31 protein-coding genes and 1 tRNA gene are annotated in these 26,154 nt (G+C 64.9%); 16 read left to right on the top strand and 16 right to left on the bottom strand.

The genetic code is table 11. The features are described from left to right. Positions 1-40: 40 nt before the first annotated feature. Positions 41-598: an HD domain-containing protein gene (locus BBTA_RS19020; RefSeq protein ID WP_012044130.1), complete on the bottom strand. Its 558-nt coding sequence runs from the start codon at positions 596-598 to the stop codon at positions 41-43. Positions 599-872: 274 nt separating this feature from the next. Between BBTA_RS19020 and BBTA_RS19015 the strand changes: the two genes are divergently transcribed. After that, positions 873-1,286 (top strand): response regulator, encoded by a 414-nt coding sequence (locus tag BBTA_RS19015; protein ID WP_012044129.1) that lies wholly within the window; start codon positions 873-875, stop codon positions 1,284-1,286. Between the two features lie 143 nt (positions 1,287-1,429). Beyond that, complete coding sequence (locus BBTA_RS19010; protein ID WP_012044128.1) at positions 1,430-1,867, top strand: group II truncated hemoglobin; 438 nt, start codon at positions 1,430-1,432, stop codon at positions 1,865-1,867. An 18-nt stretch (positions 1,868-1,885) separates the two neighbouring features. Here the strand turns inward: BBTA_RS19010 and BBTA_RS39010 are convergent, their stop codons facing one another. The 5 genes from BBTA_RS39010 to BBTA_RS18995 all read right to left on the bottom strand — a co-directional run bounded on the left by BBTA_RS39010 (position 1,886) and on the right by BBTA_RS18995 (position 4,321). After that, positions 1,886-2,080: a hypothetical protein gene (locus BBTA_RS39010; protein ID WP_083780679.1), complete on the bottom strand. Its 195-nt coding sequence runs from the start codon at positions 2,078-2,080 to the stop codon at positions 1,886-1,888. Positions 2,081-2,229: 149 nt separating this feature from the next. After that, positions 2,230-2,616 carry an NUDIX hydrolase gene (locus tag BBTA_RS19005; RefSeq protein ID WP_012044126.1) on the bottom strand — a complete coding sequence of 129 codons (387 nt, stop codon included), beginning with the start codon at positions 2,614-2,616 and terminating at the stop codon, positions 2,230-2,232. 146 nt (positions 2,617-2,762) lie between these two features. Then, positions 2,763-3,620, bottom strand: coding sequence for a hypothetical protein (locus BBTA_RS41375; RefSeq protein ID WP_012044125.1), 858 nt, complete (start codon positions 3,618-3,620; stop codon positions 2,763-2,765). Positions 3,621-3,880: 260 nt separating this feature from the next. Continuing rightward, positions 3,881-4,057: a hypothetical protein gene (locus BBTA_RS40805; protein ID WP_012044124.1), complete on the bottom strand. Its 177-nt coding sequence runs from the start codon at positions 4,055-4,057 to the stop codon at positions 3,881-3,883. A 12-nt stretch (positions 4,058-4,069) separates the two neighbouring features. Then, on the bottom strand, positions 4,070-4,321 hold the full coding sequence (locus BBTA_RS18995; RefSeq protein ID WP_012044123.1) for a hypothetical protein: 252 nt from the start codon (positions 4,319-4,321) through the stop codon (positions 4,070-4,072). Between the two features lie 316 nt (positions 4,322-4,637). Here BBTA_RS18995 and BBTA_RS18990 point away from each other — a divergent pair, with 316 nt between their 5' ends. Continuing rightward, on the top strand, positions 4,638-4,991 hold the full coding sequence (locus BBTA_RS18990; RefSeq protein WP_012044122.1) for a DUF6481 family protein: 354 nt from the start codon (positions 4,638-4,640) through the stop codon (positions 4,989-4,991). 120 nt (positions 4,992-5,111) lie between these two features. Here the strand turns inward: BBTA_RS18990 and BBTA_RS18985 are convergent, their stop codons facing one another. Then, a complete protein-coding gene (locus BBTA_RS18985; protein WP_041751518.1) occupies positions 5,112-5,351 on the bottom strand; it encodes a pentapeptide MXKDX repeat protein in 240 nt (79 codons plus the stop codon). A gap of 358 nt (positions 5,352-5,709) precedes the next feature. Between BBTA_RS18985 and dctP the strand changes: the two genes are divergently transcribed. Genes dctP through BBTA_RS18970 form a run of 3 tightly spaced genes read left to right on the top strand, consistent with a single transcriptional unit; the run spans position 5,710 to position 8,633 of the window. After that, the gene (gene dctP / locus BBTA_RS18980; RefSeq protein WP_012044120.1) at positions 5,710-6,732 is read left to right on the top strand and encodes a TRAP transporter substrate-binding protein DctP; all 1,023 of its coding nucleotides are present in this window, start codon (positions 5,710-5,712) and stop codon (positions 6,730-6,732) included. A 3-nt stretch (positions 6,733-6,735) separates the two neighbouring features. Further along, entirely contained in the window at positions 6,736-7,278 is a 543-nt protein-coding gene (locus BBTA_RS18975) for a TRAP transporter small permease (RefSeq protein ID WP_012044119.1), read from the top strand. Further along, positions 7,275-8,633: a TRAP transporter large permease gene (locus BBTA_RS18970; protein ID WP_012044118.1), complete on the top strand. Its 1,359-nt coding sequence runs from the start codon at positions 7,275-7,277 to the stop codon at positions 8,631-8,633. The genes BBTA_RS18975 and BBTA_RS18970 overlap by 4 nt, the downstream gene beginning before the upstream one ends. A 69-nt stretch (positions 8,634-8,702) precedes the next feature. On the opposite strand, the gene BBTA_RS18965 is transcribed toward BBTA_RS18970, so the two are convergent. Genes BBTA_RS18965 through BBTA_RS18955 form a run of 3 tightly spaced genes read right to left on the bottom strand, consistent with a single transcriptional unit; the run spans position 8,703 to position 13,253 of the window. After that, positions 8,703-9,614, bottom strand: coding sequence for a hydroxymethylglutaryl-CoA lyase (locus BBTA_RS18965; protein WP_012044117.1), 912 nt, complete (start codon positions 9,612-9,614; stop codon positions 8,703-8,705). Between the two features lie 22 nt (positions 9,615-9,636). Then, complete coding sequence (locus BBTA_RS18960) at positions 9,637-11,643, bottom strand: acetyl/propionyl/methylcrotonyl-CoA carboxylase subunit alpha (protein WP_041750753.1); 2,007 nt, start codon at positions 11,641-11,643, stop codon at positions 9,637-9,639. A gap of 2 nt (positions 11,644-11,645) precedes the next feature. After that, positions 11,646-13,253: a carboxyl transferase domain-containing protein gene (locus BBTA_RS18955; RefSeq protein ID WP_012044115.1), complete on the bottom strand. Its 1,608-nt coding sequence runs from the start codon at positions 13,251-13,253 to the stop codon at positions 11,646-11,648. A 319-nt stretch (positions 13,254-13,572) separates the two neighbouring features. Here BBTA_RS18955 and BBTA_RS18950 point away from each other — a divergent pair, with 319 nt between their 5' ends. Together BBTA_RS18950 and BBTA_RS18945 are read left to right on the top strand one after the other, a co-directional pair. After that, positions 13,573-14,211: a TetR/AcrR family transcriptional regulator gene (locus BBTA_RS18950; RefSeq protein ID WP_012044114.1), complete on the top strand. Its 639-nt coding sequence runs from the start codon at positions 13,573-13,575 to the stop codon at positions 14,209-14,211. Between the two features lie 13 nt (positions 14,212-14,224). Then, on the top strand, positions 14,225-14,713 hold the full coding sequence (locus BBTA_RS18945) for an Lrp/AsnC family transcriptional regulator (protein ID WP_012044113.1): 489 nt from the start codon (positions 14,225-14,227) through the stop codon (positions 14,711-14,713). Between the two features lie 92 nt (positions 14,714-14,805). Here BBTA_RS18945 and BBTA_RS18940 read toward each other — a convergent pair whose 3' ends face one another. Further along, on the bottom strand, positions 14,806-15,111 hold the full coding sequence (locus BBTA_RS18940; RefSeq protein WP_012044112.1) for an ETC complex I subunit: 306 nt from the start codon (positions 15,109-15,111) through the stop codon (positions 14,806-14,808). A 226-nt stretch (positions 15,112-15,337) separates the two neighbouring features. Between BBTA_RS18940 and BBTA_RS18935 the strand changes: the two genes are divergently transcribed. The 5 genes from BBTA_RS18935 (at position 15,338) to BBTA_RS18915 (ending at position 20,145) form a co-directional block, all read left to right on the top strand. Continuing rightward, complete coding sequence (locus BBTA_RS18935; RefSeq protein ID WP_012044111.1) at positions 15,338-16,495, top strand: OpgC domain-containing protein; 1,158 nt, start codon at positions 15,338-15,340, stop codon at positions 16,493-16,495. Between the two features lie 174 nt (positions 16,496-16,669). Further along, positions 16,670-17,074 carry a hypothetical protein gene (locus BBTA_RS18930; protein WP_012044110.1) on the top strand — a complete coding sequence of 135 codons (405 nt, stop codon included), beginning with the start codon at positions 16,670-16,672 and terminating at the stop codon, positions 17,072-17,074. A gap of 37 nt (positions 17,075-17,111) precedes the next feature. Beyond that, positions 17,112-18,212 carry an efflux RND transporter periplasmic adaptor subunit gene (locus tag BBTA_RS18925; RefSeq protein WP_012044109.1) on the top strand — a complete coding sequence of 367 codons (1,101 nt, stop codon included), beginning with the start codon at positions 17,112-17,114 and terminating at the stop codon, positions 18,210-18,212. Further along, on the top strand, positions 18,209-19,444 hold the full coding sequence (locus BBTA_RS18920) for an ABC transporter permease (RefSeq protein WP_012044108.1): 1,236 nt from the start codon (positions 18,209-18,211) through the stop codon (positions 19,442-19,444). Before BBTA_RS18925 ends, BBTA_RS18920 begins: the two co-directional genes overlap by 4 nt. Continuing rightward, positions 19,441-20,145: an ABC transporter ATP-binding protein gene (locus tag BBTA_RS18915; protein WP_012044107.1), complete on the top strand. Its 705-nt coding sequence runs from the start codon at positions 19,441-19,443 to the stop codon at positions 20,143-20,145. The genes BBTA_RS18920 and BBTA_RS18915 overlap by 4 nt, the downstream gene beginning before the upstream one ends. A gap of 266 nt (positions 20,146-20,411) precedes the next feature. Here the strand turns inward: BBTA_RS18915 and BBTA_RS18910 are convergent. From BBTA_RS18910 to BBTA_RS18895, 4 genes are all read right to left on the bottom strand, one after another. Then, positions 20,412-20,488: transfer RNA gene (locus tag BBTA_RS18910), tRNA-Pro, on the bottom strand. A gap of 197 nt (positions 20,489-20,685) precedes the next feature. Beyond that, complete coding sequence (locus tag BBTA_RS18905) at positions 20,686-21,339, bottom strand: cold-shock protein (protein WP_012044106.1); 654 nt, start codon at positions 21,337-21,339, stop codon at positions 20,686-20,688. A gap of 200 nt (positions 21,340-21,539) precedes the next feature. After that, positions 21,540-22,301 carry a Sir2 family NAD-dependent protein deacetylase gene (locus BBTA_RS18900; RefSeq protein ID WP_012044105.1) on the bottom strand — a complete coding sequence of 254 codons (762 nt, stop codon included), beginning with the start codon at positions 22,299-22,301 and terminating at the stop codon, positions 21,540-21,542. A 587-nt stretch (positions 22,302-22,888) separates the two neighbouring features. After that, positions 22,889-23,188 carry a hypothetical protein gene (locus BBTA_RS18895; protein ID WP_012044104.1) on the bottom strand — a complete coding sequence of 100 codons (300 nt, stop codon included), beginning with the start codon at positions 23,186-23,188 and terminating at the stop codon, positions 22,889-22,891. 152 nt (positions 23,189-23,340) lie between these two features. On the opposite strand from BBTA_RS18895, the gene BBTA_RS40800 reads away from it, so the two are divergent. After that, positions 23,341-23,478 (top strand): hypothetical protein, encoded by a 138-nt coding sequence (locus tag BBTA_RS40800; RefSeq protein ID WP_168167905.1) that lies wholly within the window; start codon positions 23,341-23,343, stop codon positions 23,476-23,478. Positions 23,479-23,862: 384 nt separating this feature from the next. Here BBTA_RS40800 and BBTA_RS18890 read toward each other — a convergent pair whose 3' ends face one another. Then, positions 23,863-24,165, bottom strand: coding sequence for an HU family DNA-binding protein (locus BBTA_RS18890; protein ID WP_006614754.1), 303 nt, complete (start codon positions 24,163-24,165; stop codon positions 23,863-23,865). Positions 24,166-24,756: 591 nt separating this feature from the next. Here BBTA_RS18890 and BBTA_RS18885 point away from each other — a divergent pair. Next, a complete protein-coding gene (locus tag BBTA_RS18885; protein ID WP_012044102.1) occupies positions 24,757-25,209 on the top strand; it encodes a VOC family protein in 453 nt (150 codons plus the stop codon). Positions 25,210-25,508: 299 nt separating this feature from the next. Further along, positions 25,509-26,150: a glutathione S-transferase family protein gene (locus BBTA_RS18880; RefSeq protein ID WP_012044101.1), complete on the top strand. Its 642-nt coding sequence runs from the start codon at positions 25,509-25,511 to the stop codon at positions 26,148-26,150. Positions 26,151-26,154: the final 4 nt, after the last annotated feature.

Here is a 26,154-nt window from a genome sequence, read left to right as displayed (position 1 = left end):
ATCCGCAAACCGGGGCAGGCAAGCTCCATCCCCGAACCGATCAGGACGGAAAGGTCCCAACAGTTCGTGCGAGCTGCCGCGCCAACGGCCCGGGCAATGTCTGATCGAAGATGAGGCTCAGCGTGCGGTAGTACCAGATCGTGCCGTCCCGTCCGCCGCTGAAGCGCTGCCACACCGCATCGCCGATCTCATCATAGTCCTTCGCGATCGCCTCCGCATTGTCGACCTTGTCGGCGAGCGAGACCAGCAGCGACGTTACTGGCTTGTGCGGCAGCTTGGCAAGGTAGGCGTCCTTGCGGGCCCGCCATGCCGGCTTCGGTTCGACCCAGGAATCCGTGCAGTCCGCCACGATCTCGGCAACGCCGTCGCCGAACCGCCGGCGGATCTCGTCCAGCGTGGCCTGTCCGCCCTGATCCTCGGCGGCGTCGTGCAGCAGTCCGGCGATGGCCTGCACCTCGTTGCCGCCCGCCGTCAGCACGCGACTGGAGACGCTGAGCAGATGCGCGATATAGGGCACCCGACTGCCCTTTCGCACCTGGCTCCGGTGCAGGTCCGCCGCATAGACCAGCGCTTCATCATAAAGAGAGGAGAGTGACATCGGCTTGCTTTCCAAGCCGGCTGACCTGCGGTCACGCCGGCGACTTGTCATGAACTCAAGGGCATGATTCCGGACCCTGCGTCCGACATCGAGCGGCATGATAGCCGATCTCCTCGGCCGACCAGGCAGCAGGCGGCGCAACCGAGCGACCTTTTGCTATGCGGCGACGCCGGGGTCCGGAATTTTACGGGATTGAAAATTTACGTGGAGCTTAGAAACCGACTTTTAAGGTGCGGTGGTCCATCAGAAGTCGACACACAGCCGCGCGGGGACCATGCTGAACGAACTTCTCGTGATCGAAGATGCCGACGTTCATCTGTCGATCCTGCGCAAGATCGCCGTGCAGGCGGGCTTTGCGACGACCGGCGTGAACTCGGTGGACGGCGCCATCAACGTGCTGCGTCGGCGCAACTTCGAGTGCATCACCCTCGACCTCAACCTCGGTGAGCGCTCCGGCACGGAAGTGCTGCAGCTGCTGGCCGACATGAAATCCCGCACCCCCGTCCTGATCATCAGCGGATCCGACGACCAGACCCGCGACGTCACGGTCCGTGCCGGCAAGATCCTCGGCCTGAACGTCTATCCGCCGTTCTGCAAACCGGTCGATCTCGCGCTGTTGCGCCAGACGCTGCGTCAGATCGCAGCCGACACCGACCGTCAGCGCCTCGTGAAGGCCAATATTCGCTAGCTGGCGTCTCCCACCTCGCCTCTGTGTTCGCTCGCGTCCGGCAGCGCCACGCGGCCGCCATCGGCATTTCATCTTTGATGCAGATCAAGGCGGTGCGCTCCAGGCGACTATTGGCTGTGAGGCGCCCAGGGAAACGAGATGCGATGACGGCAGCCAATTCAGCCAGCGAAGCCCATTCAACCGACGCTATCGTGGTCGAAGCCACGCCATACGAGCTCATCGGCGGCGAAGCCGGCGTGCGGCGCCTCGCCGATCGGTTTTATGCGATCATGGACGAGGAGCCGGATGCCCGGAAGATCCGCGCCATGCACGATGCCGACCTCGGTCCGATCAGGCAATTGCTGTTCGAGTTCCTGAGCGGCTGGCTGGGCGGGCCTGCGCTCTATTTCGAGCGTGCCGAACATCGCTGCATCATGTCGGCGCACCGTCCCTATGCCATCGGAGACGCCGAGCGCGACGAGTGGATGACGTGCATGCGCCGGGCGATGTTCGATTGCGACATCACCGGCGACATGTACGATTTGCTGGATCGGGCGTTCCTGCGCATGGCGAACGCTTTCCGGACGCGTCCCGCAGGCTGAGCTGGGGGAGCCGGCAGCTCAGCGACGCTTTTCGGCGGCTTCGCGCGCCAAGCGCTCGGCCCGGAGTCGCTCGCGGTTTTTATAGAAGGCCCGCTGGGCCTCCTCATGTTCTCGCATGGCCTGCTCGGCATCGGCCCTGCGCGTGGCATCGCGCGCCCGACGCTCTTCAGGCGTAAGGACGCGTGGCGGTCTGGCTGTGCTTTCGTAAGTCATGACCAGACAACGTCCGACCTCGCCAGTTGTTCCACTTTCGGCTTCAATTACAGCCTGAAGTGCAGGCGTGAACGTCGGTGTCCCGATAAGATCATCGCTCGCGATGCCGGACAAGATCAGGGCGCGGCTCTCTGAACCGGCATCTCGACCTAATCCGCTTTGCGCGGAAACAGACGGTCGCGAATATAGCGCGAGGTTGGTGTCAGGCTGAGCCCGTAGGGCTTTTGCCAGACGGCGCGGTCGATCTCATTTTTGTCGCCGATCTCCAGCCGCCCCCTGGCATTCTTGGCGATGAAGATCGCGTCGCTCATCTTGCGTCCCGACCGCTTGTTCTTCGCCGTGACTTCTTTCCACAGGCGAAGACGGCCGAGCTTGAGCTTCGGCAGCTCCTCCTTGATCTCGCGCTTCAGGCAGTCCTTCGCCGTCTCCCGTGCGCGTTTGCGGCCGCCCGGGAACATCCAGCGCCCGTCGATGCGGCGTCGGACCAGGAGGACTTTTCCGCCCTTGGCGGCAACAAGCTTGGACGCCTTGGTCATCGCTCCAGAACTCTCACTGAGACCAGCACGGAAGAGGACCTTACCAGGATTCGTTCCAACTCCGGCTCCGGACCTTTGCGGAGCATCAATCGCAACGCACGGCCGGAGAGCGGAAACCCATGCACATCTCTGCGGACCGGCGTGAGCTAGTAACAGGAGCGCGGATCGACAGCGACATACTCTCCCGAGGGGTAACGGTAGTAGCAATTGCCCTGGGACAGATAATAGCCCGGCCGCGCCGCTGCCGTCGCACCGGCGATCGCGCCAGTCGCGCCGCCGATCACGGCCCCGGCGGCAGCGCCGCCCGCCTTGCCAGTCAGAATCCCGCCGAGCACGCCGCCGATGATGGCCCCGCCGAGCGCGCTGGCGCCTGGATCCGGGTCGGACGGCGGCGGTGGCGGAGCCGGCTCATAGGCGACCGGCGGCGGCGCCTGATAAGCAGCAGCCGGCGCGTAGACGACGTCGTCGGCGTAATCCTCGGAGACGTAGGTCGGCGGACCTTCCATCGGCTCAGGATAATAATACCAGACCCCGCCGACATCCCACCACCAGCCGGGCCGGCCATTGTGGACTTCGTGACGCCAGCGCCCCCCTTCCCAGCCGACGCGGCCGCGATAACGCTGTCCGCCATAATCGCGCATTGCAATCGCGCCGCGGCTGTAGCGCGCGTCAGGCGCCCGGCCCGTGGCCGCAGGTCCGCGGTCATAGCCCGGTCCGGGTGGCCGCGCCTGTGGCGCAGCGGCGGCACGCGGTCCGGGCCCGCTTGGCTGTCCCGCAACCGGCCCCGACCCTTGGCGGGGGGGCTGAGCATGGGGCTGTCCGCCCGGTTGAACGGCGGCGGCCGGCGGCTGCCGGATGACGCTGGGCGGGCGCCCCTGCGGGGGGTGAGCGGCACCGGGACCAACCTGGTCCGGAGCCTGGGCCCGTACTTGGAGGGGCGAAGAGATCACCGACAAGACGGCCAGCGCCGGCAGCCAGAACCTGGTCTGATCGAACAATGCCATTCTCATCTTCCCCTCACTGGCCCGCCGTCCGCGCTGCCTACGGCCTTGGTCGGCGTGCGATGAAACCCGGTTCACTGGTCCCCACGATATGGCCAGAACGGGCATGAATTGCGGGACAGACTGGGACAAACCCGACAATTTTGCGGCACGCCAGCGACGCCCCGCAACATACAACCGAACGGCGGCGATTCGCCGCCATCATTCTTGCACCGCGATTCGCGGCGGAGCGTTGAGCGGATGACCCGCGGCCGGCCCCGGCGTCAGCGTGCGGGCTCGATCACGTTGCAATTGCTGCGGCCGGACATCAGGCAATCCTGCATCTTGCTCGCTGCCGTCAGGCTGTGGGCCAGCCACAGGCCGAAGCCGACCACGATCGCCGCAAACAGCAGCCCAGCAATCGCTCCTCTCCGGCCTTGGCCTGCGTCGCGCTCACTCATGAAACGGTGCCCCTAGACCGGCTGCGGATTTGCCGGGTCGTCGAAAGCCGGACCGAGGCGGCGGGAGGCAGGTGAAATCGGCGCGACACGCGTGCAGCTGGTCACCCAGAACAATTGACCGCACTCCCACTCCGAGCCGAGCAACCGGCTCGGAGCCGCCGCCGGGTGGGCGAACACGGCAGTCATGACGAGCGCGCTCACGGCCGAGCCGAGAAGCACGAGCATGAGCGCAAGGCGTCCATGCCTCCGAAACACCGAGGTCATGCCGGTAAACTCCGCTGGAAGCAGGCCATCCTGGCCCGCCGATGCCCGCTGGTGTGAAGCAATTCACACCCGACTGACCTGTGTCAGCGTGGCGGGGGTGCTTACATAGCCAGCGGCGCGCGTCATGCAAGCGCCAAACGTGCGGCATGTGAAGGAATGGCGATAAAGCATTTGTCATCGACGCGTGCGATCCTATACACACGGCCTCGCGCTCGCCTCCGCCGATATTCACGACAACGTGGATGAATGTCGGGCAGCGCATGCAGCCTGATCGAACCACACCAATCCAAACCAGTAGCGAAGTGACGACGTCTCCATGAGAGGATTCAAGGAACCCGGATTTGCCGATCGGCAAAAGGCCGCGCAGCAGGCCCGCCAGGGCATTCTGCAGAAGTTCAAGGCGCAGCCGGGACCGGATGATCCCGAAGTCGTGAAGCGGCGGCAGGAGCGCGAAGCGGCCGCCGCCCGGCGCGAGCAGCAGCGTCTCGAGCGAGAGGCCGCCAAGGCCGAGCAGAAGCGCCTCGAGGAAGAGGCCAAGGCCGCCGAGGCCGCCCGGCTCGCCCGCGAGGCGGAAGAAGCAGCCGCTCGCCTGGCCGAGATGGAGGCCGAGCAGAAGGCCAAGCGCGATGCGCGTTATGCCGCGCGCAAGGCACGTGGCAAGAGGAAGTGATTGCCCCCGAGCGTCGCGTCCGCGCGACGATCTCGATGATCGCGCGATGACGTCATGAGATCTGCGACAGGGCGGCCTCGCCGCCCCATCGCATGACGACGATCAACGACGATAAGAAGCCTAGTTCTTCTTCATCATGCCGTCGTCCTTCTTCATCCCGTCCTTCGACATGGCATCGCCCTTCTTCATCTCGTCTTTGCCCATCGCGTCCTTCTTCATCGAGTCGTGGGACATCGCCCCCTTCTTCATCGCATCATCCTTGCCCATCTTGTCCTCGGCGAACGCCGCGGGCGCGATGGCGACGTTGAAGGCGAGAGCAGCGGCAGAGAGGCCGAGGACGAGACGATTACGATAGGTCATGATGATCGCTCCTTCGAGAGACGGGGTTGGACGGCGACCGATGCGCCGCTCCTCCATGTCGACGTTCCAATGAGGGAGATCGTTACGGCCCAACTGAAAATTTTTGGCTCGATCAAATTTGATTCGAGTTTTGCGGTGTTTGAACCTCGACACAATTTCGCCCGTCGGGCGAATGTTAGTACAACCCGCGCTAGGGATTCACAGGCATGTGCATCGCAGCAATATGTCGCGTCCCGTGCATTCGCCCTCGAACCAACTGTATTGTTCGGCTAGAGGTAATTCCTGCACTCCGGCTCCTATAAGGGCTGCTTACGAACCGGATCGGGAACCCAACCAGACGTTGTCCAGGGGAACTCTCATGCTTTCACGCCGCACTGTCCTCGCGTCCGCGCTCGCTGCGCCCGCCATTCTGCGTTTTGGAACCGGAACCGCTCGGGCGGCGACCACGCTGAAGATCTCCCATCAGTTCCCGGGGGGAACCATCGACAAGGGCGACTTCCGCGACCGGCTCTGCCGGATGTTCGCCGAGGAAGTGTCGAAGCGCTCTGGCGGCGAGATCGCGGCCGAGATCTATCCGAACTCGTCGCTGATCAAGACCGTTGCGCAGTTCTCGGCGATGCGGAAGGGCGCGCTCGACATCAGCCTCTATCCGATGCCCTATGCCGGCGGCGAGGTTCCCGAGACCAATATCGGACTGATGCCGGGCCTCGTCACCACGTACGATCAGGGCCTGCGCTGGAAGAACGAGCCAGTCGGCAAGGCGCTCAGCGACTTCCTCGCCGACAAGGGCATCATCCTGCTGACCTGGGTCTGGCAGGCCGGCGGCGTCGCCAGCCGCTCGCGGCCGCTGGTCACCCCCGACGACGCCAAGGGCATGAAGGTGCGCGGCGGCTCGCGCGAGATGGACATGGTGCTGCAGACCGCCGGTGCGTCGGTGCTGTCGGTGCCGTCGAACGAGATCTACACGGCGATGCAGACCGGGGCCTGCGATGCCGGCCTGACCTCCTCGACCAGCCTGATCTCGTTCCGCCTCGAAGAGGTCGCGAAGGCTCTGACCTCCGGCGCCAAGGCGTCCTATTGGTTCATGCTCGAGCCACTGATGATGTCGAAGGCGACGTTCGACAAGCTGCCGAAGAACCAGCAGGACGTCCTGCTCGCCGTCGGCGCCGAGCTCGAGGCCTTCGGGCGCAAGGGCGCGCAGGACGACGACATCGAGGTCGCCAAGGTCTATGAAAAGGCCGGCGCCAAGGTGGCCGAGCTCGACCTCGAGACCGTCAACAAGTGGCGCGACATTGCCCGTGATACCGCCTGGAAGGACTATGGCGGGAAGTCCGCGAACTGCGCCAAGCTCCTGAAGCTCGCCTCCGACGTGGCGGCCTGATTGATGCACGCGCCCGTCTCCGATAGCGAGGCCACGCCCACCGGCGCCAGCGGACCGCTGGCGCCGCTTCAGCGTGTGATCTCGATGCTCAACAGCATCATCGTCGTTCTCGCTGCGATCGCATTGATCGCGGCCTGTGTCATCCTCAGCTACAGCGTGGCGGGTCGCGCGCTGTTCAAGGCCGCCAACTACTGGCAGGACGAAGCCGCCGTGTTCCTGCTCGTCGGCGCCACCTTCATGACCGCCGCCTATGTGCAGGAGCATCGCGGCCACGTCAGCATCGAGGCCTTTGTCGGCCTGATGTCGCCCTTGGCGAACAAGATCAGGCTTTGGCTCGTCGACGTCGCCAGCTTTTTGTTTTGTGCCTTCTTCACCTGGAAATCCTGGACCCTCACCCATGAGGCCTGGGAGGACGGTCAGGTCTCGAACTCGATGTGGTCGCCACCGCTCGCCATTCCCTATGCCCTGATGGCCGCCGGCATGACCCTGCTCTGCCTGCAATTGCTGCTGCAGATCGTGGCGCCGCTGACCGGAGCGCGGCGATGAGCGTGTTCGGGATTGGGATTGCCTACGGGGCTGCCACCCTGTTTGCGATGTTCGCCGGCATGCCGATCGCGTTTGCGCTCGGCGCCGTCGCCGTGGTGTTCATGGCGATCTACATGCCCTCCGCGTCGCTCGATACGGTGACGCAGAACGTCTATGAGGAAATGGCGTCGATCACGCTGCTGTCGATCCCGCTGTTCATCCTCAAGGGCGCCGCGATCGGCCGCTCCCGCGCCGGCCAGGATCTCTACTCGGCGCTGCATGCCTGGCTGCATCGTGTGCCCGGGGGCCTCGGCGTCGCCAACGTGTTCGCCTGCGCGCTGTTCGCGGCGATGGCCGGCTCGTCGCCGGCGACCTGCTCGGCGATCGGCTCGGCCGGCATCCCGGAGATGCGCAAGCGCGGCTATTCCGGCGGGTTCGCCGCGGGCATCATCGCCGCCGGCGGCACGCTCGGCATCCTGCTGCCGCCCTCGATCACGATGATCCTGTTCGCGATCGCCGCGGAGAAGTCGCTCGGACGGCTGTTCCTGGCCGGGATCGGGCCGGGGCTGCTGCTGGTCACGCTGTTCGGCGTCTATGCGGTGGTGCGCTTCCGCCAGGAATACGCGCAGGCGAAAGCGGTCTACGAGAAGTCGGGCACCTGGTCGGATATCCTGATCAAGGACGAATACACGATGGCACAGCGCTTTTCGGTGCTGCCGCGCGTGATCCCGTTCGTGCTCTTGCTGACCGGCGTCATGGTGGCGCTCTATGGCGGGTTGGCGACGCCATCGGAGACCGCCGGTCTCGGCGGCATTCTCGCGCTCGCCTTGATCGCGCTCATCTACGGTGTCTGGCGTCCGACCGACCTCGCGCCGATCATGCGGGCGACCTTGCGTGAGTCGACGATGCTGATGCTGATCATCGGCATGTCGCTGCTCTACTCCTACGTGATGAGCTATCTGCACATCTCGCAGTCTGTCGCCGAATACATCGTGGCGATGCACCTGCCGCGTTGGGAGCTGCTGTTCGCGATCCTGCTGATGGTGGTCGTGCTCGGCTTCTTCCTGCCGCCGGTCTCGATCATCCTGATGACCGCGCCGATCATCCTGCCGCCGCTGCGTGCGGCGAATTTCGACATCATCTGGTTCGGCGTCGTCATGACGATCGTGATGGAGATGGGCCTGATCCACCCGCCGGTGGGCTTGAACATCTTCGTCATCCGCAACGTCGCACCGGACATCCCGCTGCGCGAGGTGATCTGGGGCACCCTGCCCTTCGTGCTGCTGATGATGGCCGCGGTGCTGCTGCTCTGCTTCGTGCCGCAGATCTCGACGGCGCTTCCGGACCTTGTGATGGGGCCGGATCTCAGCCGGTGACGCGGCGGCGAATAGACAATAGCGAGTTGCGAATAGGGATCCCGCGAATGGACCCCTACTCGCCATTTGCTACTCGCTATTCGCCCTCTTCGCTTTCGCATTCAGCGCGGCGGCAACGCGGCTGACCGGGGGGCGGCCGAGCAGCCGGCTGATCTCGTTGGTGGCCGCCAGCAGCCTGGTCATGTCGACGCCGGTGCGAATGCCCATGCCTTCGAGCATGTAGACGACATCCTCGGTCGCGACATTGCCGGTCGCGCCCGGCGCGAACGGGCAGCCGCCGAGACCGCCGGCGGCGGCATCGATGACGCGGACCCCCTCCTCCAGGCCGGCGTAGAGGTTCGCCAGCGCCTGCCCGTAGGTGTCGTGAAAATGCATCGCCAGATGCGACACCGGCACGTCGTCGCAGACCGCGCGCAGCATCTGCTTGGCCTTGAGCGGCGTGCCGACGCCGATCGTATCGCCCAGCGAGACCTCGTAGCAGCCGAGATCCCACAGCGCCTTGGCCACGTCGGCCACCGCCTGCGGCTTGATCTCGCCCTCATAGGGACAGCCGAGAACGCAGGAGACGTAGCCGCGCACCTTGATGCCGTCGGTCCTGGCGTGCGCGACGACCGGCTTGAAGCGCTCCAGCGACTCCTCGATTCCGCAATTGATGTTGGCGCGGGAGAAGCTCTCCGAGGCCGCGGTGAACACCGAGATCACCTTGGCGCCGGCCGCGTGGGCGGCCTCGTAGCCCTTCACATTGGGCACCAGCACATGGAACTCGCCGGGCAGCGCGGCGACGCTGCGCATCACCTCATCCGAGCCCACCATTTGCGGGATCGCCTTGGGCGAGACGAACGCGCCGACCTCGACCGTGGTCAGGCCGGCCGCGACGAGCCCGCGGATGAAGGCGATGCGATCGGCGACGCTGACCTGGGTCTTCTCGTTCTGCAGGCCATCGCGCGGGCCCATTTCGATGATGCGCACGCTCTCGCTCATGCTGCCCTCTGGGGTTGGAGGATCAGGCGGAGGGTTCGACTTCCGCCAGTTCGACACCTTCCTGCACGATGTCGCCGACCTTGCACTTGATCGCCTTGAGCACGCCCGCGAACGGCGCGCGCAGGGTCTGCTCCATCTTCATCACTTCCAGCGTCAGGATCGCCGCGCCCTTCTCGAGGACGGCGCCTTCCTGCGCCAGCAATGCCACCACGGTGCCTGGCAACGGCGCGACGATCTTGTCCTCGCCGGCCTGTTCCTCGTCATCGCCGCCGAACGGATCGATCCAATGCAGATCGAAGCGGCCGTTGCGGGAGCGCAGATACAGTTCGTGCCCCTCGATGACCGCCACCACATGGGATTTGACGCCGTCGCGCACAAGGTCGAAACCGCCATCCTCTGTCGGGATCGCCGAGAACGCCGTCACCCGGCCATCGATCGACAGCGTCCGCACGCCCGGTCCATAGGTCAGCGTCACCGTCCGCGGATCGCTGCTCCCGCTCTGGCGGAACGAGAAGACGCGCTCCCGCAAGCCGACCGGCATCCAGCCCTGGGCACGCCAGGGCGATCCCACCTCATGGGAAGCGGCCTTCTGCTCATCGATCAGAACGGCCGCGACCGCCGCGCAAAGCTCGACATCCCCGGCAGCAGCGCCCGCTTCTGTCAGACGCTCCAGATGGCGCTCGATGAAGCCGGTGTCGATGGCATTCGCCGCGACGTCGGGATGCGTCAACAGTGCCGACAGGAACGGAATGTTGCTGACGATGCCGCGGACATCCGTGTCCTCGAGGCCGCGGTTGAGCCGCTCGATGGCGACGTCGCGCGTCGGCGCCCAGGCGATCATCTTGGCCAGCATCGCGTCGTAATAGGGCGAGACGGCATCACCCTCGCGATAGCCGGCATCGATGCGCAGGCCGCCGGTCTCCGCCGGCAGCCGCCAGGTCTTGATCGTGCCGACCGAGGGCATGAAGTTCTTCGCGGGGTTTTCCGCGTAGACGCGTGCCTCGATCGCATGTCCATTGAGCTTGATCTGGTCCTGCGTCAGCGGCAGCGGTTCGCCGAAGGCGACACGCAGTTGCCATTCGACCAGGTCGACGCCGGTGATCAGCTCGGTGACGGGATGCTCGACCTGCAGGCGCGTGTTCATCTCGATGAAGAACACGTCGCGGCCGTCGGAGACGAACTCGATGGTGCCGGCGCCGACATAGTTGACCGCGCCCGCCGCGCGCCGCGCCGCGGCGCAGACCGTCTCGCGCTGGGCCGGCGACAGCGTCGGCGACGGCGCCTCCTCGATCACCTTCTGATGGCGGCGCTGCAGGGTGCATTCGCGCTCGAACAGCGAGACCAGATTGCCGTGGCTGTCGCCGACGATCTGCACCTCGATGTGGCGCGGATTCTCGACGAACTTCTCGATCAGCACGCGGTCGTCGCCGAACGCCGCCTTGGCCTCGCGCTTGGCGCTGGTGACGGCATCGGCGAGATCGCCGGCCGCATGGACCACGCGCATGCCGCGGCCGCCGCCGCCGGCGGAGGCCTTGATCAGCACGGGATAGCCGATCCGCGCCGCCTCATCGGCGAGCGTCGCCTCGTCCTGCGCCTCGCCGTGATAGCCGGGCACCAGCGGCACGCCGGCCTGCTCCATCAGGAATTTGGAACCGGACTTCGAGCCCATCGCGGTGATCATCGCAGCCGTGGGGCCGACGAACACCAGCCCGGCATCGAGACAGGCCTGCGCGAACTCGGCGCTCTCAGACAGGAAGCCGTAGCCGGGATGCAGCGCCTCGGCGCCGGTCTGCCGGGCGGCCTCGATCAGCCGTTCGATGTTGAGGTAGGAATCGCGGGCGCGCGCGGGGCCGAGCAGCACGGCTTCATCGGCGAGCGCGACATGCAGCGCATTGCGGTCGGCCTCGGAATAGACAGCGACGGTCTTCAATCCCATGGCCCGCGCAGTGCGGATGACACGCACGGCGATCTCGCCGCGGTTGGCGATCAGGAGCTTGCGAAAACGACGATACATTCCGGGATGGGCCATGATCACATCCTGAACAGGCCGAACTTGGTCGGCTCGACCGGGGCATTGGCGGCGGCGGACAATCCCAGCCCGAGCACGAGCCGGGTGTCGGCGGGGTCGATCACGCCGTCGTCCCATAGCCGCGCCGTCGCGTAATAGGGATTGCCCTGCGCCTCATATTGCGCGCGGATGGGGCTGCGGAATTTCTCTTCCTCTTCCGTCGACCAGCTCTCGCCCTTGGCCTCGATGCCGTCGCGGCGGACCTGGCTCAGCACCATCGCCGCCTGCTCGCCGCCCATCACCGAGATACGCGCATTCGGCCACATCCACAGGAAGCGCGGCGCATAGGCCCGGCCGCACATGCCGTAATTGCCGGCGCCGTAGGAGCCGCCGATCACGACGGTGAATTTCGGCACCGACGCGGTCGCGACCGCGGTCACCAGCTTGGCGCCGTCGCGGGCGATGCCGCCGGCCTCGTATTTCTTGCCGACCATGAAGCCGGTGATGTTCTGCAGGAACACCAGCGGAATGTTGCGCTGGCAGCACAGCTCGATGAAGTGCGCGCCCTTCAATGAGCTCTCGCTGAACAGGATGCCGTTATTGGCGATGATGCCGACCGGATAGCCGAAGATGTGGGCGAAGCCGCATACCAGCGTCTGGCCGTACAGCTTCTTGAACTCGTCGAACTCCGAACCGTCGACCACGCGCGCAATGATGTCGCGCACGTCGAACGGCTTGCGGCCGTCGGCGGGCACCACGCCGTAGATCTCCTCCGCGGGATAGCGCGGCGCGCGGACCTCGCGCATGTTGAGCACCGCCCGCGCGCCGGGCGGCTTCAAGGTGCCGACGATGCGGCGCGCGATGCCGATCGCGTGCGCATCGTTCTGCGCGTAGTGGTCGGTGACGCCGGACTGCCGCGAATGCACGTCGGCGCCGCCGAGTTCCTCGGCACTGACGACCTCGCCGGTGGCGGCCTTCACCAGCGGCGGGCCGCCGAGGAAGATCGTGCCCTGATTGCGCACGATGATGCTCTCATCCGACATTGCCGGCACATAGGCACCGCCAGCGGTGCAGGAGCCCATCACGATCGCGATCTGCGGGATGCCTTGCGCCGACATCTGCGCCTGGTTGAAGAAGATGCGGCCGAAATGCCGTTCGTCCGGAAAGATCTCGTCCTGCAGCGGCAGGAACGCGCCGCCGGAATCGACCATGTAGACGCAGGGCAGATTGTTCTGCCGCGCGATGTCCTGGGCGCGCAGATGCTTCTTCACGGTCATCGGATAGTAGGTGCCGCCCTTGATGGTCGCATCATTGGCGACGACCACGCATTCGCGGCCGGCGATGCGGCCGATGCCGGTGACGATGCTGGCCGAGTGCACGTCACCGCCGTACAGCCCGTGCGCCGCAAGCGGCGACAGCTCCAGGAACGCGGTGCCGGGGTCGAGCAGCAGATCGACCCGCTGACGCGCCAGCATCTTGCCGCGCGCGAGGTGGCGCTTGCGCGAGGCTTCGCCGCCGCCGGCAGCGACCTGCCCGAGCTTGGCCTTGAGATCTTCGACCAGCACGCGCATGGCCTCGGCGTTGCGCGCGAAATCGGCGGACGAGGGATCGATCGTGGAATGAAGCGTCATGATCGGCGTTTTCGTTGCTTGAGCCGGATGGGAAGCCGTGAACGCACGCGTCAGACCGCGCGCGGCCTGAGGAGCCGCGGCACAAGCGGGTGTATCATCTCTGCCGGCATGCTGTCCTCCCTGGCCGTTGGCAGCCTGGCGATATGGCCGCGTCCTTTGCTCTCGAATTAAACGATCATACGTTTTTAAATTCAATTCTCAAGCGGATTGTCGTACAGTTCGAAAGAGCGCCGTCCGCATTGAGAACATGACGCTTTCCGTGGCCCAGGGCGGTTGCTGGTGTCAGGTCGTCGGACCTGCAGCGTTCGGTGAGGATGAGATGGCGCGCACGATCGGGTCTCATGGTCCGACCACGATGGAGGCGATCCGCAAGGCCGGCTTGCGGCTGATCTTCGAGCATGGCTACGAGGCCATGAGCTTGCGCCAGCTGGCCGCCGAGGTCGGCATCCAGCCCGGCTCCCTCTATAATCACATCAACACCAAGCAGGAGCTGTTGTCGGACCTGATCCAGGACCACATCAACGATCTGCTGCGCGAGCTCGAAGAGGCGCTGCGCGACAAGCAAACTCCGGTGGAGCGGCTGCGGGCGTTCGTTGCCTTCCATGTCAGCTATCACATGACGCGGAAGCGCGAGGTGTTCATTGCCAATTCGGAGTTGCGCAGCCTGGAGCCGCGCAATTACGAAGCGGTCGTGGCCCTGCGCGGCGCCTATGAACGCCGGCTGGCCGACATTCTGAGCGACGGCATGTCAGACGGGGTGTTCGACGTGGTGGACGTCCAGGTCGCGACCTTTGCCATCATCGCGCTGCTGACCGGGTTGTGCAGCTGGTATCGTCCGGGGGGACGGCTGACCAAGGAGGCAATCATCGCGGCGCATGAGAAGCTCGTACTCTCCGGGGTGATGCCGCAGGGCACGTCACCCGGCGGCGGCCATCCCGGCCAAGGTACCAGGGAATAGGGATCGCGGGGCCATGGCGGAGCGTCCCGACCTCGACGAGATCGACCGGAGGATCCTGGCGGAGTTGCAGGCAGACGGCCGAATCCGCGTCAATGAGCTCGCCGACCGGGTCGGCATCTCGCAACCAAACTGCCTGCGCCGGGTCCGCACGCTACGCAGCCGCGGCGTGATCAAATCGATCCGCGCCGCCATCGACGAGCGGGCGTTGGGCTATGAGGTGGTGTCGTTCGTCTCGATCCAGCTCGACAGCCAGCATCAGACGGCGCTGGAGGCGTTCGAGGCCGCAGTCATGCCGCTGCCCTGGGTCCAGCAATGCTGGCGGCTGTCGGGGGACGCGGATTTCCTGCTGAAATGCGTCTCGACCGGCGTGGACGGCATGAGCCGACAGCTCCGGCAGTTCGCCGCCCTGCCCGGCGTCCGGGCCATCCGCAGTTTTCCGGTGCTGGGCCTTTCGAAAGACGCGCCGCTCCCGATCCCCAGTGACCCGCGCGCCAACGGCTAGATTCATGACCAGTCACCGTTCCTCGGCGGGGCCCGATCAAGGCCATCCGATCGGTGGACGCGATTCAAAGCGTCCGGATCAAGGCGTCCAGATCAATGCGTCCAAGGCTCGCCGCGGCGGAATGAGAAATTGTCGGCATAGGCGATCTGCCGCTTCACCGGCTCCTTCGGCTCGATCACCTGGTACGGAATGCCCTTGCGCTCGCAATAGGCGATGGCCTCTTCCTTCGAGTCGAAGCGCAAGGTGACCTGCTGCTTCATGTCCGACGAGGAGGTCCAGCCCATCAGCGGCTCGACCGCGCGGGGCAGCTCCGGCTCGTAATCCAGCTGCCAGTCCCGGGTCTTGGCCTTGCCCGATTGCATCGCGTTCTTGGCGGGCTTGAAAATGCGTGCGGTCATGGCTGAAAGAGCCCCTCGGAGCAGCGGTTCGTCATGCGTTTGGCGGAAACGGCCGGGATGGGGTACACGCACGCTTCAGCACGGAACGGTGATTCCCATCCTGGACATGACCGTCTATCGTGCACGGTATAGTCATTCTGCCGTCCCGTGACAATCTCGGTCGACTGCCACGGCGCCTTCCGCTCCCCGAACTTTCCTCATTCAAAAACAGTGCGTTGAAGCGGCCATGAAAATCAATGCGACGCTGCCCGAGAGAGGGCGCGACCTGCGGCTCGACCTGTTCCGCGGCATCGCCAATTGGGCGATATTTCTCGATCATATCCCCGACAATGTGGTGAACTGGATCACGACCCGGAATTACGGCTTCAGCGACGCCGCTGACCTGTTCGTGTTCATCTCCGGCTATACCGCGTCCTTCGTCTATGCCCGCATGATGATCGACCGCGGCTTCATCGTCGGCGCCACCCGCCTGTTCAAGCGGGTGTGGCAGCTCTACGTCGCTCACATCGTGCTGTTCGTCATATATATTGTGGCCATCAGCTATCTGGCGACACGCTTCGGCGTCTCCGAGATCATCGACGAGTTCAACGTTGCCGGACTGGTCGACCATGCCAGCGATACGCTGGCGCAGGGGCTCATCCTGAAGTTCAAGCCGGTCAATCTCGACGTGTTGCCGCTCTATATCGTGCTGATGGGTTTCTTTCCGCCGGTGCTGTGGCTCATGCTGCGGCAGCCGGATATCACGATGATCGCCTCGATCGTGCTTTGGCTCCTCGCGCGCCAGATGGGGTGGAATTTCGCCGCCTATCCGGCCGGCACTTGGTATTTCAATCCGTATTGCTGGCAGGTGCTGTTCGTGTTCGGCTCGTGGTGCGCGCTCGGCGGCGCGCGCCGCTCGATGGGCATCATCATGGCCCCGGCGACACTCTATTTCTGTCTGGGCTACCTGCTGCTCGCATTGATCATGACCATGGCCGGCCGCTTTCCGGACTATGGCACGATGTTGCCGCACTGGCTCTATTCGGCGTTCAATCCGAACGACAAGACCAATCTCGCGCCCTACCGTTTCCTGCATTTCGTGGTGATCGTCATCCTGGTGATCCGCTTCGTGCCGAAGGAATGGCCGGGCCTGGAATGGAAGGGCTTCGATCCGCTGGTGGTGTGCGGTCAGCAATCGCTCGCGGTATTCTGCGTCGGCGTCTTCCTGTCCTTCATCGGCCATTTCACGCTGATGCTGAGCTCGGGCTCGCTGCTGGCGCAGATCCTGGTGAGCGCCGCAGGGATCGCGATCATGACGACGGTGGCCTATTACATCTCGTGGTCGAAGCGCCAGGACAAGCCGCTGCCGAAGCCAGCCACACCCAAGACCGCCGCGGCGAAGTGAGGCGGTGCCGGGAGGCCGCCCGCACGCGGCGGCCTTCCCGTTGACCTGCATCAAGCCGGGCCTGGTCCGGGCTGGCTAAGGTCGTCAGCACAATGGTGCCGCGTGCCGCGGCGCGCGCTCCCTGAGCGCACGTGCCGCCTGCTCACGCGGCGATTTGCTGACAAGGACCAGATCATGCCGACTCATTTTCATGCCGTCGTGTGGCTCGACCACAGCGAGGCCAAGCTGTTCCATATCGGTCTCACCGGTTCCGACGAGTTGACGCTGCATCCGCATCTGCAGACCAAGCATCTGCACCACAAGGCGAACGCCATCGGCAGCGGCCATGCCGCGCCCGACAAGCATTTCCTGGAGGAGATCGCGGCCGCGCTCAACGATGCCGGCGAGATCCTGATCATCGGTCCAGCGAGCGCGAAGACGGAGCTTGCCAAGTACCTGCACGAGAAGCATCCTGCGGTCGGCAAGCGGATCGTCGCCGTCGAAGCCGCCGATCATCCAACCGATCGCCAGATCGTCGCCTATGCCAAGCAGCACTTCAAAATGGCGCCGCCTCGCGTTGCGACGGGCACCGCGGGCTGAATAGAAGCTGCCTTCCCGTCGCAGGGTCCAGTCGACCATGGACATGCTGACGCCGGATCGATCCAGCGCGATTGCCGCCAACCATCCACCTGCCCCGCCGGCCGCCGACCGCGGCCGGCGTCGCTTTCCCTGGCCTGGCCTGCTCACGATGCTGCTGGCTCTCGCCGCGACGGCCGCGCTGGCGGCATGGTGGCTGCGCGGACCTGCGATCACGGTCGTTCGCATCACGCGCGGCACGGCCGCCGAGATCGTCTATGCCACCGGAGCGGTCGAGCCGGAGACATGGTCGCGCACCACGCCGCTGGTGCGCGGCCGCATCGTCGAGCGCTGTCGCTGCGAGGGCAAGGCGGTCAAGGCTGGTGACCTGCTGGCGCGACTCGACGACAAGGAGGCGCTGGCCACCCTGAACGATCTGCGCGCGCAGGAGGAGTTTCAGCGGCACGAATTCGAGCGGCAGTCACAGCTGCTGGCGCGCGGCGCGTCCACGTCGCAGGCCTATCAGCGCTCCGAAAGCGACCTCGCCCGCATCCGCGCCCAGATCGCGGCGCAGAGCCAGCGCCTCGATTATTTCAGGCTGGTGTCGCCGATGGATGGCGTCGTGCTCAAGGAGGATGGCGAGGTCGGCGACATGGTCGACCCCGGCACCATCCTCTATCGCGTCGGCCTGGAGAAGCCGCTCTGGGTGATCGCCGACGTCAATGAAGAGGACATCCCCCGCGTCCAGGTCGGGCAGAAGGCGCTGCTGCGCAGCGATGCGTTCGGCAGCCAGGCGCTGCCCGGAACGGTGAAGCAGATCACGCCGGCGGGCGATCCCGTTGCCAAGACCTTCCGCGTCCGGATCGGCCTGCCCGACGACACGCCGCTGCGTGTCGGCATGAGCGTCGAGGCCAACATCGTCAGCCGCGAGAAGGCCGATGTGCTGCTCGTGCCGGCCAATGCCGTCGTGAATAACGGCCTGCTGGTCATTGACGACGGCCGTGTGCACCGTCGGAAGGTCCGCGTCGGCATCAGAGGCTCCGCGGCCGTGGAGATCCTCGAAGGCGCGCAGCAGGGCGAGATGGTGGCAGCCCCCGCGACTGCCGACATCAAAGACGGCGAACGGGTCCGGCCGATGGAGATCGAGACTGCAGCGCCATGAGCCTGGTCCTCACCATCGCCTGGACCCATGTGCGTCATCGCGCTCGGCAGACGCTGGTCGCGATCGCCGGGGTGATGACCGGCGTGGCGTTCTCGGTGATGATGGCGGCCATGATGGAGGGATCCCAGGACGATTTCATCCGCACCCTGGTCGACGCGCTGCCGCACATCTCGATCACCGACGAGCTGCGCGAGCCGAGCCGTCAACCGGCCGATCAGATCTATGCGGCCGCCGAATTCCACGGCCTGAAGCCGAATGTGCGGCGCCCCGGCATCAAGAACCCGATGGCGACGATCGCCTCACTGCAGGGCTGGGTGCCCGGTGCACTGACGGCGTCCGTGCAATCCAAGGCGGTGTTGCGCTTCGCCGGCCGCAATCTCACCGTCGCGATCATCGGCATCGACCCGCGCACCGAAAACGAGGTCTCGACCCTTGCCAGCCATATGCGCCAGGGCAGCCTCAATTCGCTGTATCGCTCGTCGCACGCAATCCTGCTCGGCGACCGGCTCGCGGCCAAGCTCGGGGCGCGCGTGAACTCCAACATCACGCTCGCCTCCGCCCAGGGCATCAGCATGAACGCCACGGTCGTCGGCACCTTTCACTCCGGCTTCCGCGCCACCGACGAGACCACCGGCTATGTGCTGCTGCGCACCGCGCAGATCCTCGAGCGCCAGACCGGCATCATCAACGAGATCCGCATCCGGACCAACGATCCGATGCAGGCCCGGCTGATCAGCGAACGGATCGGGGAACAGACCGGCTACAAGGCGATCTCCTGGCAGGAGGCGCAGGAGGATCTGCTGTCGGCGATCACGCTGCGCAACGTGCTGATGTACACGATCGTCGGCGCCATCCTGCTGGTCGCGAGCTTCGGCACCTACAACATCATCTCGACGATCACGCATGAGAAGACCCGCGACATCGCGATCCTGAAATCGCTCGGCTTTCGCGACCGGACCATCCGCAGCATCTTCATCATCGAGGCGCTGTTCATCGGTCTGACCGGCGCGGCCTTCGGCTGGGTGCTCGGCTATCTCCTGACTCGCGGGCTTGCCTCGCTCGAGTTCAAGACGCCGTTCTCCGACTACAATCACCTGCCCGTCTTGTATTCGTTGAAGCACTATCTGCTCGCCACCGCCGTGGCGCTGCTGTCGAGCGTGGTGGCCGGCTACTTCCCGGCCCGCGCCGCGGCGCGGCTGCATCCCGTCGATATCATCCGGGGTGCGACGTGAGCCCCCCGCTGATCGAAGCGCGCCAGGTAACGAGGATCCTGCCCGGCGAGGTGCCGGTGACCCTAGTCGCCGACATCAACCTTGCGATCGGCGCGCGCGAATTTATCGCGATCACCGGCCCGTCCGGGTCGGGCAAATCCTCCCTGCTCTACCTTCTGGGTCTGCTCGATCTTCCAACCCGGGGCGACGTGCTGATCGATGGCCGCTCCACGACCGCCATGACCGAGGACGAACGCGCGGAGATGCGGCTGTCGCGTCTCGGCTTTGTCTTCCAGTTTCATTTCCTGCTGCCGGAATTTTCGATCACCGAGAATGTCGCGCTGCCGATGCGGGCACTGGGGCGGCTGTCGGCCCGGGGCATCACGCAGCGCGCCGAGGAGCTGCTCGCCTCGCTCGGCCTCGCCGACCATTTGCGCAAGACGCCGGACAAGCTGTCCGGCGGCCAGCGTCAGCGCGTGGCCGTGGCCCGTGCGCTCGCCAACGATCCACCGGTGATCCTCGCCGACGAGCCGACCGGCAGTCTCGACACCGCAGCGACGGCGCAGGTGTTCGGCATCCTGCGTGACCTCGTGATCATGCGCGGCAAGACGGTCGTCGCCGTGACCCACGACCTCAATCTCGCCGCGCAGATGCAGCGGCGCGTCCATATCGTGGACGGCCGCCTCGCGGACGACGTGCAGGCGCAACCGCCAGTGCGCTGACGGCCTGCGGCCGCCGGTCCGCCTGCCTTCTATGTATTTGATTTAGCGCAAAGACGCCCCAAGGCCTTTCCGCTGTTGTGCGGCTTGGCGGATGTTCCTTCCCCGGATTCACCCGCTCCACTTCGGATGCTCTCGGGTCTTGCCGCTGCGAGGGCATCCGAATTTTTTTGGGGGGATGCGCCGCGCTCCGACGCGGCGAGCTCCGGCGCTTGCTCTGACGGGCATATCCGGATGAGGGAAACCCGGCGGCCGTACCGCCTGGGAAATGGTCGGGGCAGCTGGATTCGAACCAACGACCTGCAGTACCCAAAACTGCCGCGCTACCAGGCTGCGCTATACCCCGATCTCCTGGAAGGACCACGTCACTACACGCTCGCGGGCTCCGCAGCAAGACCGCGGACGGTCTGCTCCCGGCGGGCGGTCGAGAGACGGGTGGCCAAGACACGCTTCCGCAAGGCGCCGGCTGAGAACGCATCAGCCCCGGGAAGAGGTCTCCCCGGGGCTGCCGAATTCCGCAGTCGCTGCGTTCCGACCCTTGGCTCAGTGCGACGACAGCGCCGGAGAGCCAGTCTCGGGATGGATCTCTGCCGCCATCATGCCCTTGGAGCCCGGCCCATAGCGGACCAGCACCCACTGGCCGGGCCGCAGCTCGGTCATGCCGAAGCGGCGCAAGGTCTCCATATGGACGAAGATGTCCGGGGTCCCCTCGCCGCAGGTCACGAAGCCGAAGCCACGCAGCCGGTTGAACCATTTGACCTGCGCACGCTCCAACCCGCTGGTCGGCGTGACCGTCACATGGGTACGCGGCGGCAGCATCTGCGCCGGATGGATCGCGGTCGACTCGTCCATCGAGACGATGCGAAAGGCCTGGTAGCCCTTGGCGCGCTGAACGCACTCGACCACGAGTCGAGCGCCTTCATAAGCCGTCTGATAGCCGTCGCGCCTGAGCACCGTGACGTGCAGCAGCACGTCCGGCCAGCCATTGTCGGGAACGATGAAGCCGTATCCCTTCGACGCGTCGAACCATTTGATGACGCCGCTGATTTCGACGAGGTTCTCGCCAAGACCGGCTAGCGCATCGATCGCTGCGTCGCGCGCGACACCGCCTTGATAGTCTGCCCCGAGACGGTTGGGTGCGGACACACCAGCAACCGGTAACCCGAGCTTCTTGGACTCAAATCCGTCCGACCCCATAACCCCGGACCTCACAGATAAATTGTGAGCCGCCACCCCTGCAACGGCGTTCTTAACCGCATGATCACCACTTATACCCACGGCGAGCCACGCGAATCTCTCGAATCAAAGATAACATTCCCTCGTGCCGCGCATAGACAAAAATCGGTTTCAGTGAGGCATATGAACAGACATGCAGGCAAAAATGCATCAATTTCCGTTCAATTACGGAGGAACGGACCAAGCACTTCGCCGATGTCATCGTGAATGACGAGATCAGCAACGTCGTCCTGATCAGTCGGTTCCCGGTTGATGATGACAAGTCGTGCACCCGCCTGCTTTGCCATCAATGGAAAGCCCGCCGCCGGCCATACAACCAATGACGAGCCGATCGCGATGAAGAGATCGCAATGCTGCGCCAGCTCGGTCGCGCGCTGCATCTCCGTTTCCGGCATCGCCTGACCGAACGACACCGTCGCCGTCTTCACCGGCGCGGCACAGGCCGGGCAGTCGGGCGCAGCGTTGTCGGCGGCATAGCGCTGTTGCACCCAGCCGATCTCATAGCGTTGCCCGCATCCGATACAGCGCGCGTAAGTGGTGTTGCCGTGCAACTCGACGACGTGATCGGGGGCGAAGCCGGAGTCCTGGTGCAGATTGTCGATGTTCTGCGTGATCACCGCGGGGATCTTGCCGGCACGGTAGAGCGCGGCGAGTGCGCGGTGGCCCCGGCTTGGTCGCGCCGCCGCAAACGTTTCCTGCATCGCAAAGCGCCGGCGCCAAGCCTCATCGCGGGCATCCTGGCTGGCGACGAACTCCTGGAAGTCGATTGGCCGGTTGCGGGTCCATAGCCCTCCGGGCGAACGGAAGTCGGGGATGCCGGCCTCCGTCGAAATGCCGGCCCCCGTGAACGGCACGATCACCTTGGCGGCCGCGATCATATCGCCCAAGCGGTTCACGCCATCCTGCAGATCAGATCGGATCATCGCGGCTCACCCGAACCAGTCATTCATTGCTGCGAGTTTAGCACGGCCGGCGACCAAGTCTCATGCGCCCGAACCGAGGCTGGGTCGCCGCGATGCAAGCGATACGAGTCCGTGGCTGCGTGTTCTACTGGAGCCAGGCATGGCGGCGCTGCTGTCCCCAGCCAAATGGTGAGCGGGCATGTGATGGCGACCGGCGTCCGCAATCACGCCCCAATCGGGCACCCACATCACGACAGCGATTCGCCAGGAAGTTTGTCATGCGTCTCAGGGCGAGCCTCGTCGGATTTGACCAGAGCAGAGAACATCCGTGGGACACAAAGAGACGCAAGACGATCGGCGTGCGCAGGAGCGCGCCGAAATCACCGCCCGCATTGCGCGGTTCAGATCAACCCAGGAGAGGTTCGCGCGCGAACGCGAGGAATATGCGAGCCTTGCCTGGAAGCGAGCCGATCGCGGCGAAGCCGCCGAGTAGCGCGCTGCTGCACGGGCGCCGCCATCCCGCGCTGGGCCAAGGCCCGCGCCCACATCGCGCGCAAATCGAAGAGAGCCCGGGGGCCGGGCCTCCGGGCTCTCTCGCATTCATAGTTTTACCAATGGTGCCGCCAGTGGTGGTACCGATGGTAGTACGGTCCACCATAATAGGCGTAGGGACCGGGCCCGTAGACGTAGCGCGGGCCGTAATAGCCATAGCCCGGACCATAGTAGCCATGGCCTGGACCGTAATCATAAGCGCCGGAGGCTGCGAGCGCGCCTGCGGTCAGCGCGCCTGCGGCCAGACCGAATGCCAGGCCAGGCCCGAGTCCACGCGCCTGCGCCGGGGCCGGCGCAGCGAGGGCGGTGGCGGCGACGGCGCCTGCAGTCGCCAGAGCGGCTAATGCGTTTCTCATCGTGTCCTCCAAATCATATGCGACCAAGCAACGCAGACGCCGGGACATTGGTTGCACTCCGCACACTGTCGTGAGGACCGGAACCCACGAGGCCGGTGGCAGGTTCACTCCCGGATATGGCCGGCCACGCGAACGCGGCCAAGGAATCTGAAATGGCAAGTTGGCTGGAACTTCTGTTCAACATCATCGGCTATGGCGGCTTCGTCGTGATCGCCTCCTGCCACCCAGGTGGCGAGCCGGCCGGCACAGAGAGCGCCATCGACGACATCACGCGCCCGATCAATCGCTGAGCCGACCGCCCCAAGCCATCCACCGCTTGTCCGCAGCCTATCCACAAGCCCGGCTTGCCCGCATTGGCGCGCCGCTGGAACGGCTTGCTGCGCAGCATGCCACGATTTGTCCCCACCGGCCTGCGACCCCGCTGAGCTGCGGCGACGGACTGCCTCACGATGAGCCGTCAGCGCGTTGAACCTTTTGGCGGACCGCCGATACACATCAGCACTGGGGATTTCAGGGCCCAGTCTTCGAGGTGGCGCCAGGCGACGAAGATATTCCGTCGCGCTGGCGCTGCTGTCGTTCCGGCAGCACCGGCCATTGCGCGAGAAACCATCGCGCAACAAAAAGGCCCCCTTGTCAGGGGGCCTTTGATGTCGCTCAGAACGTGGCGGGTCGGATCAGGCGACCGCATCCTTGGCGGCCTTGACCGGGCGCGCGCGCACGATCTTGCGGGCCGGCTTGGCCTTGAACATCATCTCTTCGCCGGTGAAGGGGTTGGTGCCCTTGCGCGCCTTCACGGCAGGCTTCTTGACGACGACGAACTTCGCGAAGCCCGGCACCAGGAACACGCCGTTCTTCTTCAGCTCCTTGTGGCCGACATCCGTGAGAGTCTCCATGACGTTCTTGACGTCACGCTTGGACAACTCGGTGGTGGTCGCAATCTTCTCGATCAGCTGCGACTTCGAAAGTTGGGTAGCCATCGTATCTCCTTAGGATTGGTACCGGTGAATGACGAGACGACTGCGCGGCTATCAGCGCATTGCTGCGCAGACTGGTCGGGGCTTTCTGGCTGCATTGCACAGCCGTGACTTGAGTCGTCTGGTGGCGTATTACCCCGCGTTTTTTCGGGATTCTCCTGCATTTCAAGGGGCCCCGAAGCACCCACAGCGGCGCCAAAATTCCAACGGAGCGCCGAGAAGTCAAGCTGCGATGACGATCGAAGCGAGCGGTCGATTCATTTTCCCCTATATTTCCAGGCATTTTCGACCGTCATGCGTGATTTTGGCCGCACATCACAGCCAAAATGCCCTGAAATTCCTGGATATGGGCGCATCCCGCCCGTGCATCGCGGTCGCGAATCACTGCCAAAATAGGGATTCGCGGCGTGCCTGCCGGCGGCGCGAAACATCCTGCAACGAGCGCGATGCGCGGTGGTCGCGCGGAAGATCCGTGCGCAGTCGCAGCACCCACACGCCCTTGCCCTGCTGCGCCAGACAACGATTTGCTGCTATGGATCGACGTCCATGGGCGTTCGTTGAACATCCGCTTCAAGCTCGAAGGAGACCAGAACGATGCGTTATCTCCACACCATGCTGCGCGTGCGCAATCTCGACGCGGCGCTCAAATTCTATTCCGATGCGCTCGGCCTGAAGGAGGTGCGCCGGATCGACAACGACAAGGGACGATTCACCCTGGTGTTTCTCTGCGCGCCCGAGGATGAACACCTGCTGAAGAGCCTGCCGCCGACACGCGGCGCGCCGCTGGTCGAGCTCACCTATAATTGGGACGAGGAGAGCTATGGCGAGGATCGCTTCTTCGGCCATCTCGCTTATGAGGTCGACGACATCTATGCCACCTGCGATCGGCTGATGAAGCTCGGCATCACCATCAACCGTCCGCCGCGCGACGGCAACATGGCATTCGTCCGTTCGCCCGATCTGCACTCGATCGAGTTGTTGCAGAAGGGCGAGCCGAAGGCCCCTGCCGAGCCCTGGCTGTCGATGCCGAACACCGGGCATTGGTGACGCCCCCACTCGCTGAGGCCCCGCTCTGCGGCAGCCGCGCCACGCGCGGAACATCGCCGAGCCCCTCGCGTTGTCGCTTCGATTGACGAAGAGGACATGAGGAGGCCGAGATGGGTCGAGGAATTCTGCTGTGGTTGTTGGGCGTGCCGATCCCCGTGATCATTCTGCTGTGGCTGTTCTTCGGCCGCTGATCACCGCGCGCGACGCGCTTAACCGAAAAGCCCCGCCCGCAGCGGGGCTTTTTGCTTGAGATGCGCTATCAAGCTCGCCGACAGTGTCATGCGAGACAGGAGCCGATGATGCCCGCCGACAGCAAGCTCACCCTCTGGGGCCGCGCCAACTCGGTGAACGTCCAGAAGGTGCTGTGGTGCATGGCCGAGCTCGATCTCGCCTTCGAGCGGATTGATGCCGGCATGCAGTTCGGCCGCAACACCGAGGCGGACTATCTCGCCATGAATCCCAACGGCCGAATTCCCACCCTGGTCGATGGTGACCTCGTGCTCTGGGAGAGCAACGCGATCATGCGTTATCTCTGCCTGGCCTATGGCGGGACGACGCCGCTGTACCCGTCGCTGCCGCGCCAACGTGCGGCGGTCGAGCGCTGGCTGGATTGGACGCTGTCCACGGTGCAGCCGATCGAGCGTCCGCTGTTCTGGGGTCTCGTGCGCACCCCGCCGGCGCAGCGCGATATGATCGCGTTGCAGAAAGCCGCCGACGACGCCGCGGCGATGTGGCGCATCCTGGACGCCCATCTCGGCACGCGGAGCTATGTCGAGGCGGAGACGTTCACCCTCGCAGACATCGCGCTCGGTGCCTATGCGCGGCGGTGGTTCGGCGTCGAAGGCGTGGTCAAGCCGGAGCTGCCCCATCTCGACAGCTGGTATCAGCGGCTATCACAGCGTCCCGCCTTCATCCGCCACGTCGCGCCGCCGCTCTCGTAAGGCA

This window comes from Bradyrhizobium sp. BTAi1 (genome assembly GCF_000015165.1).
In the GTDB taxonomy this organism is placed as follows: Bacteria; Pseudomonadota; Alphaproteobacteria; order Rhizobiales; family Xanthobacteraceae; genus Bradyrhizobium; species Bradyrhizobium denitrificans.
This window is presented reverse-complemented; position numbering and strand designations above follow the sequence as displayed.

Excerpts from the sequence above, each read along its gene's own strand:
- BBTA_RS19020 (WP_012044130.1), bottom strand. The coding sequence starts at position 598 with ATGTCACTCTCCTCTCTTTATGATGAAGCGCTGGTCTATGCGGCGGAC.
- BBTA_RS19015 (WP_012044129.1), top strand. The coding sequence starts at position 873 with ATGCTGAACGAACTTCTCGTGATCGAAGATGCCGACGTTCATCTGTCG.
- BBTA_RS19010 (WP_012044128.1), top strand. The coding sequence starts at position 1,430 with ATGACGGCAGCCAATTCAGCCAGCGAAGCCCATTCAACCGACGCTATC.
- BBTA_RS39010 (WP_083780679.1), bottom strand. The coding sequence starts at position 2,080 with ATGACTTACGAAAGCACAGCCAGACCGCCACGCGTCCTTACGCCTGAA.
- BBTA_RS19005 (WP_012044126.1), bottom strand. The coding sequence starts at position 2,616 with ATGACCAAGGCGTCCAAGCTTGTTGCCGCCAAGGGCGGAAAAGTCCTC.
- BBTA_RS41375 (WP_012044125.1), bottom strand. The coding sequence starts at position 3,620 with ATGGCATTGTTCGATCAGACCAGGTTCTGGCTGCCGGCGCTGGCCGTC.
- BBTA_RS40805 (WP_012044124.1), bottom strand. The coding sequence starts at position 4,057 with ATGAGTGAGCGCGACGCAGGCCAAGGCCGGAGAGGAGCGATTGCTGGG.
- BBTA_RS18995 (WP_012044123.1), bottom strand. The coding sequence starts at position 4,321 with ATGACCTCGGTGTTTCGGAGGCATGGACGCCTTGCGCTCATGCTCGTG.
- BBTA_RS18990 (WP_012044122.1), top strand. The coding sequence starts at position 4,638 with ATGAGAGGATTCAAGGAACCCGGATTTGCCGATCGGCAAAAGGCCGCG.
- BBTA_RS18985 (WP_041751518.1), bottom strand. The coding sequence starts at position 5,351 with ATGACCTATCGTAATCGTCTCGTCCTCGGCCTCTCTGCCGCTGCTCTC.
- dctP (WP_012044120.1), top strand. The coding sequence starts at position 5,710 with ATGCTTTCACGCCGCACTGTCCTCGCGTCCGCGCTCGCTGCGCCCGCC.
- BBTA_RS18975 (WP_012044119.1), top strand. The coding sequence starts at position 6,736 with ATGCACGCGCCCGTCTCCGATAGCGAGGCCACGCCCACCGGCGCCAGC.
- BBTA_RS18970 (WP_012044118.1), top strand. The coding sequence starts at position 7,275 with ATGAGCGTGTTCGGGATTGGGATTGCCTACGGGGCTGCCACCCTGTTT.
- BBTA_RS18965 (WP_012044117.1), bottom strand. The coding sequence starts at position 9,614 with ATGAGCGAGAGCGTGCGCATCATCGAAATGGGCCCGCGCGATGGCCTG.
- BBTA_RS18960 (WP_041750753.1), bottom strand. The coding sequence starts at position 11,643 with ATGGCCCATCCCGGAATGTATCGTCGTTTTCGCAAGCTCCTGATCGCC.
- BBTA_RS18955 (WP_012044115.1), bottom strand. The coding sequence starts at position 13,253 with ATGACGCTTCATTCCACGATCGATCCCTCGTCCGCCGATTTCGCGCGC.
- BBTA_RS18950 (WP_012044114.1), top strand. The coding sequence starts at position 13,573 with ATGGCGCGCACGATCGGGTCTCATGGTCCGACCACGATGGAGGCGATC.
- BBTA_RS18945 (WP_012044113.1), top strand. The coding sequence starts at position 14,225 with ATGGCGGAGCGTCCCGACCTCGACGAGATCGACCGGAGGATCCTGGCG.
- BBTA_RS18940 (WP_012044112.1), bottom strand. The coding sequence starts at position 15,111 with ATGACCGCACGCATTTTCAAGCCCGCCAAGAACGCGATGCAATCGGGC.
- BBTA_RS18935 (WP_012044111.1), top strand. The coding sequence starts at position 15,338 with ATGAAAATCAATGCGACGCTGCCCGAGAGAGGGCGCGACCTGCGGCTC.
- BBTA_RS18930 (WP_012044110.1), top strand. The coding sequence starts at position 16,670 with ATGCCGACTCATTTTCATGCCGTCGTGTGGCTCGACCACAGCGAGGCC.
- BBTA_RS18925 (WP_012044109.1), top strand. The coding sequence starts at position 17,112 with ATGGACATGCTGACGCCGGATCGATCCAGCGCGATTGCCGCCAACCAT.
- BBTA_RS18920 (WP_012044108.1), top strand. The coding sequence starts at position 18,209 with ATGAGCCTGGTCCTCACCATCGCCTGGACCCATGTGCGTCATCGCGCT.
- BBTA_RS18905 (WP_012044106.1), bottom strand. The coding sequence starts at position 21,339 with ATGGGGTCGGACGGATTTGAGTCCAAGAAGCTCGGGTTACCGGTTGCT.
- BBTA_RS18900 (WP_012044105.1), bottom strand. The coding sequence starts at position 22,301 with ATGATCCGATCTGATCTGCAGGATGGCGTGAACCGCTTGGGCGATATG.
- BBTA_RS18895 (WP_012044104.1), bottom strand. The coding sequence starts at position 23,188 with ATGAGAAACGCATTAGCCGCTCTGGCGACTGCAGGCGCCGTCGCCGCC.
- BBTA_RS40800 (WP_168167905.1), top strand. The coding sequence starts at position 23,341 with ATGGCAAGTTGGCTGGAACTTCTGTTCAACATCATCGGCTATGGCGGC.
- BBTA_RS18890 (WP_006614754.1), bottom strand. The coding sequence starts at position 24,165 with ATGGCTACCCAACTTTCGAAGTCGCAGCTGATCGAGAAGATTGCGACC.
- BBTA_RS18885 (WP_012044102.1), top strand. The coding sequence starts at position 24,757 with ATGCGTTATCTCCACACCATGCTGCGCGTGCGCAATCTCGACGCGGCG.
- BBTA_RS18880 (WP_012044101.1), top strand. The coding sequence starts at position 25,509 with ATGCCCGCCGACAGCAAGCTCACCCTCTGGGGCCGCGCCAACTCGGTG.